12 protein-coding genes are annotated in these 10,739 nt (G+C 55.9%); 2 read left to right on the plus strand and 10 right to left on the minus strand.

Annotation, left to right across the window (positions count from 1 at the left end; genetic code table 11):
• The 7 genes from HOC_RS19185 to HOC_RS19215 all read right to left on the minus strand — a co-directional run.
• The coding region (locus HOC_RS19185; protein WP_035541614.1) for a sterol desaturase family protein at positions 1-707 on the minus strand (707 nt) is incomplete at its 3' end.
• 79 nt (positions 708-786) lie between these two features.
• Positions 787-1,512, minus strand: coding sequence for a helix-turn-helix domain-containing protein (locus tag HOC_RS22440; protein ID WP_051625124.1), 726 nt, complete (start codon positions 1,510-1,512; stop codon positions 787-789).
• Positions 1,509-1,862 carry a hypothetical protein gene (locus tag HOC_RS22445; RefSeq protein WP_035541596.1) on the minus strand — a complete coding sequence of 118 codons (354 nt, stop codon included), beginning with the start codon at positions 1,860-1,862 and terminating at the stop codon, positions 1,509-1,511. The genes HOC_RS22440 and HOC_RS22445 overlap by 4 nt, the downstream gene beginning before the upstream one ends.
• A gap of 296 nt (positions 1,863-2,158) precedes the next feature.
• Entirely contained in the window at positions 2,159-3,244 is a 1,086-nt protein-coding gene (locus HOC_RS19200) for a DUF2231 domain-containing protein (protein WP_035541599.1), read from the minus strand.
• A gap of 10 nt (positions 3,245-3,254) precedes the next feature.
• Positions 3,255-4,088, minus strand: coding sequence for a copper resistance protein B (locus tag HOC_RS19205; protein ID WP_241767095.1), 834 nt, complete (start codon positions 4,086-4,088; stop codon positions 3,255-3,257).
• On the minus strand, positions 4,088-6,022 hold the full coding sequence (locus tag HOC_RS19210) for a copper resistance system multicopper oxidase (RefSeq protein ID WP_035541603.1): 1,935 nt from the start codon (positions 6,020-6,022) through the stop codon (positions 4,088-4,090). Before HOC_RS19210 ends, HOC_RS19205 begins: the two co-directional genes overlap by 1 nt.
• Positions 6,023-6,094: 72 nt before the next feature.
• The gene (locus tag HOC_RS19215) at positions 6,095-6,526 is read right to left on the minus strand and encodes a copper-binding protein (protein WP_051625125.1); all 432 of its coding nucleotides are present in this window, start codon (positions 6,524-6,526) and stop codon (positions 6,095-6,097) included.
• A gap of 568 nt (positions 6,527-7,094) precedes the next feature.
• Here HOC_RS19215 and HOC_RS19220 point away from each other — a divergent pair.
• Entirely contained in the window at positions 7,095-7,370 is a 276-nt protein-coding gene (locus HOC_RS19220; RefSeq protein WP_034742915.1) for a metal-sensitive transcriptional regulator, read from the plus strand.
• A gap of 249 nt (positions 7,371-7,619) precedes the next feature.
• Here the strand turns inward: HOC_RS19220 and HOC_RS19225 are convergent, their stop codons facing one another.
• Both HOC_RS19225 and HOC_RS19230 read right to left on the minus strand, forming a co-directional pair.
• On the minus strand, positions 7,620-7,898 hold the full coding sequence (locus HOC_RS19225) for a hypothetical protein (RefSeq protein ID WP_035541605.1): 279 nt from the start codon (positions 7,896-7,898) through the stop codon (positions 7,620-7,622).
• On the minus strand, positions 7,895-8,365 hold the full coding sequence (locus tag HOC_RS19230) for a hypothetical protein (protein WP_156950555.1): 471 nt from the start codon (positions 8,363-8,365) through the stop codon (positions 7,895-7,897). The genes HOC_RS19225 and HOC_RS19230 overlap by 4 nt, the downstream gene beginning before the upstream one ends.
• 1,069 nt (positions 8,366-9,434) lie before the next feature.
• Between HOC_RS19230 and HOC_RS19235 the strand changes: the two genes are divergently transcribed.
• Positions 9,435-10,136, plus strand: a complete 702-nt coding sequence (locus tag HOC_RS19235) for a DsbA family oxidoreductase (RefSeq protein WP_206741617.1) — start codon at positions 9,435-9,437, stop codon at positions 10,134-10,136.
• A gap of 242 nt (positions 10,137-10,378) precedes the next feature.
• Here the strand turns inward: HOC_RS19235 and HOC_RS19240 are convergent.
• Positions 10,379-10,739 (minus strand): MerR family transcriptional regulator (locus HOC_RS19240; RefSeq protein WP_035541612.1); only part of this gene is annotated, 361 nt, incomplete at its 5' end.

The following is a 10,739-nucleotide window of genomic DNA, read 5'->3' on the forward strand; positions in this document are numbered from 1 at the left end:
AAATCCCAGAGTGTGAGGAAGAGCCCGAAATTGACGTCGCCGTCCTGCGCCGACGCGACATGGTGGTGACGGTGAGCCGGGGCGACTGCCCAGACATATTTGAGAGGTCCGATCTTCATGTCGACATTGGAATGCTGCAACAGCAGCTGCACAGCGACTGCAAAGGTTGCTAACGCAGCGACTTCGGTCGGAATACCGAGCAATAGCCAGGGCAGGGTGCCGCCCATGATTTCCAGAGTTTGGCGGACGGGATGCTTGAGCTGGCCATTAAAGCCATACATGCGTTTCACCGAGTGATGAACGGCATGGAAACGCCAAAGCAAGCTCACCCGATGACTGGCGAAATGGACCAGCGTAATTCCGGTATCAAGCATAATGATCGACAGCGCGACGTCAGCCCATAGCGGGAGACTTGAAGGCCAGAGAGGTGCCCAAGGTATGACCGCCGCAAAGACCGCAAGCAGAACGACCAATACAATAATCGTGCCCTCATTGACCACGGCATGGCATATGTCGCGGACGCGGTCATGATCCGGCTTGTTCCAGACCGGTTCGTGCGGAGCGATCCTCTCGGCCAGGCAAGACGTTAAGATGGCCACGACCACCAGCGCGGGCAGCCAGATAAGCGATCCCCCCGTTCCCGCCAACGTCAGAGCGGCGGCGAGAAAGCCAAGAAAGAAGGTTGGGGCATACAGACGCTTGAACACGGACAAGATGGCGACTCTCCTTGATTTGGAGAGCGTCAGTGGCCTGAACGCCGAACCGGGTCTTGAATGGGTTAACGGTTCAGATGGGGTCATCAATGGAGACCTCCAGACCAGATAGGCCGACTTTCGGGGTCACGCCGAACCATTGCCGCAGTCGCCGCGTGAAATGCGCTTGGTCTGAGAACCCGCCCGCAGCAGCGGCATCAGCCAGGCTGGCCGACGCCTCAAGCGCTTTTGCGGCGCCAAGCAATTGCAGCCATTGCAGAAGCTTGCTTGGCGGCACCCCGAAATCTGACATCACGATGTCACGCAGCCGGCCTGGTGACAGCGACAGGGCGCGCGCCAGTGCCGCCGGGCTGACGAGCGCGTCGGCATTGTCAAACGCGGTCTGCAGGCGCGCATCTATCGCAGAGCCGGGCAAGCGTCCTGCAAACATTCTGGCCCAGTGGCGCGCCTGGTGTACATTGCCAATATCTCTCAGAGCTGCAGACACATCATCATGAAGGAAGACCAGGGGACCGTCTTTCAGATCATTTCTGACCCCTGAGAACCGTGGATCAACATAGACTGAGCGCGTCTGGCGTCCTTTCGGACCGACCGCATGTGTTTGCCCTGCGGGGATCAGTACAGCTTTACCTTTTGGCGCGGTTATCTCGCTCGCGGCTGTGATCACGACCGCGCCATCCAGACCAAGTATGATCTGATGGGCTAAATGCGCATGCCCGTCATTTTCGCCGATCTGCGCGTCAAGCATTGCCCAGCCGACCCCAATCACCAAAGCGCCAGACCACGCGCGCGCACTCATGGGGATTGCGCCTGGGTGATCTTGCTGAGAAATTCGCTGATCGCGGTTTCGCTCATGTCGCATACGGCCGCGATGTCCTCCATATCCGATCCGCTCGTTCGACTGCCGGCTTGTTTCAAACCGGCGAACACGCCCGCTATCGCCTCGACCAGGGTGGCGGTATTCTCCGAGGCGGCGCCAGCAAAGAGACCCGGGGTCTCCGCAAACAGTACGCCGATATCTGCCGACATGAATCCCATTTCGCTGATCCTGCGATCCAGGGGCGAACTCCGGGGCGCCGTCATAACCCTTTGAAATACCGATTGCGCTGCCAGAAGGCTTGCATGAAGCGCGACCCACGGATCGGTCATCGAACGACGCCGACTGAATCTGAACACGGTCGGGACGTGGGCCTTCGAAACGTGTGCCCCTGTATTGATTGCCCAACGATTGGCCGGGGCATTGTCCGTGCGGCCAGGACGAAGAACCCGCTGATCGCAATCCATCCTCTGGCCCGATCAGGCGGACGGTCGGCCTCTCGTCCCTTTGCCCGCAACAAAATGCGTTTCGCGGCGATAAAGCCAGCATGCAACGAACCCACCCCTATCAGGCCATGAACATCCGCATTCGGATTGTAGACGGAATTGCGATCTGCCTGCGTCATCGATCAGTGTGAATGATCGTCGGTGACCGGCGAAGACGACCAGTGGATATGGGTGATCTTCCAGGTGCCACCTTCGCGCTGCAGGACCATCGTTTCCATGGTTTGCATGTGGATCGCCTTGCCTTCGTAGGTGCCGGTGGCGTCGGACTGCGAAATCACCGTCGCCATGTCGCCGGACTGGAGCACCTGGCGGTCCTTCAGGTCAAACGAGACCGCCGCCGTATAGGCCATGTCGGCTGGCATATGGTGACCGGCATATACTTCCAGGGACCGTTCGACACTGCCCCCCTCTGCTATAATCACAGCTGGGTCTGTCAGCCCGCTTATGGTCTTGCTGTCACCGGATTTGAGCGCGCTGTGGAACGCGTCAACCACACCGGCAGGTGTGCCTGGTGTTTCCGGAACGATGCCGGCGGGAACAGAACTTTCGGTGTCATGATGGCCATCGCCAGCGTCATGCGCGGCGGGAGCCGGCGCGTGGTGGCCGTCAGAATTGTCATGGCCCGTCGTCCCGGCCATTCCGCCAGCGGCGCCATGATCATCGTCTTCTGGTCCAATGGCGTCCATCGTACTCATGTCGTGGTCTTCGGGCATTGTTGGCGTGCCGCCACCATGATCGTGGTCATGCCCGTCACCGGTTACTGTCGGTAGACTTTTAACGCCGAGACCATAGCTGTAGACAATCGTGCCGCCCCACCAGGCCGTTACGGTCAAAGCCAGCGCCGCTGCTGTCAGGCCTGCAATGAAAACAGCTGATGCAGCCTTTCCCCGGTTGGTCCAGCGCCATATCGCCAGAAGAATGATCGCGCTTCCTGAAGGGACGGCCCAGTTTCGATGGGTCGTCATTGCCGCATGCGATGGCGCGTCATGGTCCACCGTGTAGTAGGCCTGCAGCCCGGCAATGATCGTTGCGATGATCGCAAGCGCGCCAAAGGCCAGCATCCAGTCGGCAGCAGGCGCGAGCGTATCGCGCCATCTGGAAGCGGGGGGAAACCTGGAGAGCAGGTAGGCGGCGACTGCCGTAATCGACAAGGCGTATGCAAAGTGAACCAGAATGGGGTGAATATTGGGTTCGATGAGACTGTTCATTTTGGTTCTCCTAAAACCAGGTTCTAACGCCAGCGACAAAGACGGTTTTGTCCGTCTCGCCTCCAGTCGCTTGGATGAAATTTTTCGTGTCGCCGAAATTGCCTTGCCATTCGACGCCGATATAAGGCGCGAATTCGCGTTTGATCTCGTAACGAAGGCGCAGACCAGCATCTATGTTATTGAGGCCCGCTCCCAACATTCTCTCGGGAACGTCTTGTAGAGAGAGATTGGCCTCAATACGGGGCTGGAGGATAAGCCGCTGCGTCAGAAGCAGGTCATACTCAATCTCGGCTCGGGCCGACACATTCCCCTCACTGCTCAGGAAGGCAGACACATCTATTTCAAAGAAGTATGGAGCCAGGCCTTGCACGCCAATGACAGCATAATCCAGACTGTCCGGTTTGAAGTCGTGCCGAACGCCTGCCTGGAGGTTCCAGTACGGTGCAATCGCCCGGGAGTAGAGGGCCTGTAATTCGGCATCCTCAACATCGCCATTGTTCAACGACGACTTGCCTTCTGTCTTGAACCAGATCTTGTTGATGTCGCCGCCATACCAGGCTTGTCCATTCCAATAGAGGTCATCGCGGCCGTCAGCGCTCTGAGTTTCCAGCTGGTTGAACAATACGTAATATGTTGGCTGAGCACCGCCCTCGTGCAAGACTTCTTCGCGAGCTTTGGCCATCTCTGCCGTTCCATAATAGGCATCTGCCTGCGACCAGAGCGGCTCTTCGCTGGTCTGTATCCCTTGTTGATTGCCTTCTTGCTGGGCGAACGCAGGCATCCCGAATGTAAAACCCGACATAGCCAGACCGGCAGCGATGGAAGAAACGATCGTGAAACGCATTAATTCTTCTCCCCGGTGTGCATATCCGGCATATCCATGCCACTCATTCCGGAGTGATCCATCTTGCTATGGTCCATGCCTTCCATCTCCATTCCTTCCATGTTCATCATGTCCGGCATTGAACTCGCATAGGGATTTGGTTCGTCCAGAACCGAGACGACCTGCATCATGCCGGCGTGCATGTGGTAGAGAAGGTGGCAGTGGAACGCCCAGTCACCGACATGCTCGGCGGAGATGTCGACCGAGAGTTTCTCACCGGGTTTGACAACGATTGTGTGTTTGCGCGGCTTGTGATCGTTTCCCCCGTTCACGACATCGAAGAACATGCCGTGCAGGTGGATCGGATGGGGCATCATCGTATCATTGATCATAGTCAGCCGCAGCCGCTCACCCTTGTAGAACTTGATCGGCTCCTTGATGTGCGCAAATCTGACCCCGTCAAATGACCACATATACCGTTCCATGTTGCTGGTCAGATGCAGTTCGATTTCGCGTTCAGGTGCACGAAGGTCCGGATTGCGATCGAGGCTGCGAAGCTGTGAATACCGCAGAACGCGATGGTCGACATTGCCGAGCCCCTGTCCGGGCTCATCAAGGCGGTTGACCGGGTTCATGGCAATTCCAACCACACCCGGACCGCGCTCAACGCCGGATGCCAGGTTGTCCATGGATTCCATGCCGGACATTCCGCCATGTTCCATTCCCGGCATCGCGCCGTGGTCCATCCCTTCCATCCCGGGCATCGCACTGTGGTCCATCCCTGGCATGGGGGCAGCGTCCGCTTTCTGCATGTCTGGCATGGCACCGTGATCCATGCCTCCCATTCCCATGTCCTTCATTGTCAGCAAGACGGGCTCACGCATTTCCGGCGGGGCCGCGCGCATGCCCTGTTGCGGCGCAAGCGTCGCGACGACCTGGCCCGACCGGTCAATCGATTCCGCGACCATTGCAAAGGCCCGCGCTTCTGTCGGTTCGACGATCACATCGTAAGTTTCAGCTACGCCAATCTGGAACTCGTCCGTCTCCACCGGCTTCACGTTCAGACCGTCAGACGCAACGACAGTCATCGCCAAACCGGGAATTCTGAAGTTGAAAATCGACATGGCCGATCCGTTGATGATGCGCAAACGTACGCGTTCTCCAGGCACGAATAAGGCGTCCCAGTTGTCCTGAGTGGAGCGACCATTGATCAGATAAGTATAGGTCGCCGCCGTGACGTCTGCCCAGTCGGTCTGTGACATCCGCATCTGGTTCCACATGGCGCGATCCTGAAGGGTCTGACCAAATCCCTTTTTCGAAACGTCTTCGAAGAAATCGCCGACCGTTCGCTGCTGGAAGTTGTAGGTCGGTCCTGCTTTTTTCAGTTTGGAGAAGATCCGGTGCGGGCTTTCGAAACTCCAGTCGGAGAGGACAAGTACGTATTCGCGGTCATAGGCCACCGGATCGGCATCCTTAGGATCGATGATCAAAGGCCCGTAATGACCGAGTTGCTCCTGAAGTCCGGAGTGTGAATGATACCAATAGGTGCCGTTTTGAGCGAGGTTCCATTTGTAGTTAAAGGTCTCTCCGGGCTTGATGCCTGGGAAGGCAATGCCGGGAACACCGTCCATATGGAATGGGACAAGCAGTCCGTGCCAGTGAATTGACGTATCCTCCGTCAGCATGTTCGTGACGTTGACGCTGATATCGTCACCCTCCCTGAACCGGACAAGCGGGCCAGGGACTGAGCCGTTAATGCCCGTCGCCATGCCGGTTTTTCCATTAATCCGTACCGGGAATGAAGAGATCGAAAGATCGAAGTCCTTGCCTGAAAGTGCGGGAATTCCGAGATTGCCTTCGCTCGCGCTCCGAGCCCAGGCAGGCAGGATACCGGATACGCCGAGCGCCAGTCCCGCGCCCACACCTGATTGAAGCAGATTCCGTCTGTTTATCATATTGTACGCCCTGAATTCATTTGTCTGACAATAGTGTGCATCTCCGGAGCCGCCGTGATGGCCGCAGCCGGTCTAGTGTGCCCCATGACCGGCCCGGGAACCTGCCGCACAGAGGCCCGGACTGATCTCCGTGTCGCTGGTCAAGCAGATTTCAGCAATCGGATAGTGGCCGTTCTCGACTTTATGCAGCGTAAACTGAACCCGATCACCAGGGTTGACCGAGGACAGGTCGACACTGTCGAGCACGTGGAAGGCCATCTTCATCGCAGGCCAGTGAAGGGCAGGGACGGGACCGTGATCCAGACCGATCTTTCGGTTTTCGAGATCAATTGCGACGACTTTTCCCACACCTTCAAACATGTGGGATGGGCGCATGCTTGCGCTTGCCGGCATATCCATCCTGTCATGATCCATTTTGTCGCCTGGCATCTGCGCCGATGCGGCCCCGGCGAACATTGCGAGCGCCGTTGCAAGGTAACTGATCGATTTGAGTGGTCGGTTCATCAATGTCTCCAGGGTGAGGGCAGGGGAGGGGCAAGGAACTCAGGAAAGTCAAAACCGTCGCCAAAAGTTCCATCACCACGTACCTCGCATAGATAGATAGGTCGGCAAGGCAATATGAGTATATGGTGCGGGAGCAAAGGGCGTTTCCTGTTCCGAAGAGCTGGCGATACGCATTATTACGTAAGAGAATCCCGTCCCCCTCAAGACAATCTGCTAATTCCACCGGGAGGGGCGTGTCTCTACCTGCGGCATGAGTGCTTGCGGGTCATCAGCTCCATAGATGGGGCGAGCTAAAGAGATTATGGGCCCTTAAGGGTTGCCAAAATCGAAACGGAATCCGAGCGCATGAAACGCCAGTGGACAAGGCGTCAGTTCCAGCTCCAGGGCTTCGACACGCCAGCCTTCCGTGAAACGCAGCCTCGATTGTATTTCCGGGCGCCCCCATCAGTAGACCCTCCCGCTCTCAACGGTGTCCGGTGCATCTGCAAAACGCTGCTTTCTTCGCTCTGCCGCTATGACTATTGTCTTGGAATTATTATGTCCTATATACCCTGCGAAGGTATATTTCATGATGGACAAGACGCGCGAAGCGGCGACCAAACGACTGGCCCGGATAGCAGGACAGGTGCGGGGTGTGGGCGGCATGATTTCCGAAGACCGCTATTGCATTGACGTCGTTCGTCAGATTCAGGCAATCAAGGCGGCTCTCAGTGGGCTGGAAGCGCTGATTCTGGATGATCACCTGGACACCTGCGTGCATCAGGCCCTGTCAGGAGAAGATGTTGCTGTGCGTCGGGAGAAGATCGAGGAGCTCGTCGCAGTCCTGGGCGGGCGCCGAAAATAGTGACGTTGCCGCAATTAAGTTCGGTAATGCTGATTTCAGACGAACACCAGAAGTGCTGGATGAAGGCTGGTTGTCCTGCCGCGACTGGCCCTGTCGTCAGCCTTCTCACCTAAGCTGACACAACGCTTGTCGCGGCAACAGTCACCCCAAGCGACGACTACAGCACGGGGGGACATTGCCACCGGGCGGACAGCATTCCCGTAGGAAATAAGCAAATTGTATGTCCACGCTGGGAATGCCGCGCTGCGGTCAGGCCGGGCTTTTCTTGTTGAAGAAATTATAAAGCGGCACGAATAGAAGTGCCGTGTACCAGCCATACGCATAGGCCCACGCAAGACCGACAAGGTATCCGGCAATTGACCAATGGAATCCCGGCATGAAGGCTGCCCAGCCTTGATGCATGTGCATGTTGACCTGCGTGTTGCCCATCATCGCGTGCATTGGCACGGTCAAACCCCACAGCATGCATAGCGTGAAGGTGATCGCGAGAAACAGTGATAACGCGTGGCCTAAAGGAACGATCTTCATTGCTCGTCTCCAGTAGTGTTGGTGTCTGATTTCATCATCGGGCAGGATCCACTCATTGCGCCATGGTCCATCATGCCCTGTCCCATTCCATCAGCCATATGCGCTTCGCATTTCGCGCGCATTTCGGCTTTCATTTCAGGAAACGTATCCATACAGGCCTTATGCTGCGCTTTCATTTCAGGACTCATCATGTGATCGGCAGCCATCCCGCCACCCTGCATCATCCCATCGCCTTGCATCATTCCGCCTTCGGCCATCTTCGCCATCATGGACGCCTGCATGGTTTCGCACTTTGCCCGCATGGCGTCTTTTTCGGCCAATGTCATTGACTGTGTTTCCGATGTGCTGGCGTCGATATTTTCTGATGCACCATTCAGGTTGGCGCAGCCCGTCAGGGCCAGAGCTATGCCTGCCGACACGAGAACTGCCGTACGTCTTCCAATTGTCAAAGAGGTTGTCATATTCATCTCCATTTGGTTTCGAGACTGCATTAAGCAGGCTTGCCTGATCAGTACTGATAGTGACATTCGGCGCTACCGAACACATGACGTCAGCCTATGTTCGATAAGACCAATACACAAGGCAACATACCCACTAAGGGTATTTCGTCCCTGATGCAGGTCGAGCTCTCGGATTTGTGATTGGAGGAGCGAATGGACGGTGACAGGATTCTGATCCTGTACAGAATTTTTTGAGTCTCGCACGTTTTTCAGATATTGGTCGTCAATCTTCGTGCTCACCAATGATCAGCGCGGACGACCAATGGATGCGAGCAATTTTCCAGCCATCATCTGTCTGTCGGAGCCTGACCCTTTCCATCCTACACGAATGGATCATTTTTACCTTCGAAAAGTCCATGCGTTTGGGAATCCGGAATTACCACCGTCACGGTGTCGCTGCTTATCTGCGACCTGCCGGAAAATCATGCCGCGTGCGTGTGGACGCCGCTCACGGTGACTCTCTAACGCTGGTACGGCAGTGTCGCAACTCAGGCGCCGCTGCTACGTCGTTGTCGATTTTGACATTTGAACACGCGCACACTCAGTCGAATTCGAGATGAAAAATTGAAACTGAGCCATGAGGTTGGCGCGTGTATGTAGAGAACGAAAAGGTTCTGGTTGATCAGTCCGCTTCTTTGTCAGCGCGGCTGCTCGCGATGTCCACGCGCAAGACATTACTCTCGCGACTAAGGCGAAGGCGCGCACGAGTGAACAAAGTCAGGAGCCGGCACCCGGCCGGGGGGGTATGATGAGCGGATTCGGGGGAACGACATTCTAAGGCTCGCCGTGGTGCTGGACGCTATCGACATTTTAGCGTTCTGTCCCCGTAAACCTTGAGCCACACGATATTTCACCATGTTCCCCCCGGTCGATTGAAATCAGATGGAATGCCATTTGGAAAATGGCGTTGAGCAGTGTTTCTTCGCCACTGGAAAAGCAAATGGTCACGCGAATTTGGATGCCATTGCGATCATGCTAATTTGCGAGTGGAAAGACCGCGTTTCGATCGCACCTTCTCAAACCCTGGAAAACGAAAGTGGTAACGATTATGCCTGTTTCAATCACATATTTCTCGGACGTCCTCTGTATTTGGGCCTATGCGTCCCAAATCCGGCTTGAAGAGATTGCCAGAAACTTCGGTGCGGACGTTCAAATTGAATATAGGTTCTGCTCCGTCTTTGGAAATTCCGCCGACAAGATTTCGCGGGGATGGGCCGACAAAGGAGCCTATGCGGGATTCAATCGGCATCTGCGAGAGGTCGGGAAGACATTCAGCCACATCGACGTCCATCCCGAAATTTGGCTTACAACCAAGCCAGCGAGTTCGGACAGTGCACATCTGTTCATCAAAGCTGTCCAGATTGTGGAGCTGAAATCTGAAGGTGGAGGCAATTCCGGTGTTGGCGGCCCTCTTTCAGCGCAACTGATCTGGCAGCTGCGTCGCGCTTTTTTCCAAGAGTGCCGCGACATCTCCCAGCGCAGGGTTCAGCATGCGATCGCTGAACAGATCGGCATTCCAATTGCCCCGGTGGAGGCCGAGATCAACAATGGTGCGGCGTTCGCTTCACTGGCCGCCGATAACTTTCAACGAGATCAGCTCAAGATCGAGGGCAGTCCGACTTTTGTGCTCAATCAGGGCCGTCAGAAGCTCTATGGAAATCTGGGGTACCGCGTCATCGAAGCGAACATCCGTGAATTGTTGCGGGAACCCGGCATAAGCGAAATGAGCTGGTGCTGAGTGACCCGAGACCCTGAACATCCAATGATCCCAGCATTTTGTGCTTATCTACAAGCTGAATGATTCAGCCCACAAGACAGCGACACTTAGTGTCCTACGATCATTTCAAACCCGATTGGCAAAACCGGGTTCAAGCGCGGTTCACTTCTCAATTGTCGCCTCTTTATTCTCTACAGCCGATAGAGGGTCAAAAGCCAATTTCGACGTTCTTTGAAGATGACAGACCTGCTGTGGATGTAGGTCTACAGGGGATATGAAGCCGCGTTGGAGATGCTTTCCATGATTGCGCAACAGGCCACTTCGCCGCCTTCACAAGACGTGATCATGCCCTGAAGTTCCCGTTTCAAAGCCCTCAATTGCTTGAGGCGTCGATCTACTTCCGCCAGATGGTGTCGCGCGACCTTGTCCACCTTCGCGCAATCTTCGTCAGGCGTCATTTGCAACGCGATTAGTTCACGGATCGCCTCAACAGGAAAGCCCAGGTCACGGGATTGCCTGATGAACGATAAGCGTTGCTGGGTAGCCGTATCGTAGACGCGTTGCCCCCCAGTTGTGCGTCCAGGGTCCGGCAACAGACCGATGGATTCGTAGTAGCGGATTGTT

Source organism: Hyphomonas oceanitis SCH89 (assembly GCF_000685295.1).
Classification (GTDB): domain Bacteria; phylum Pseudomonadota; class Alphaproteobacteria; order Caulobacterales; family Hyphomonadaceae; genus Hyphomonas; species Hyphomonas oceanitis.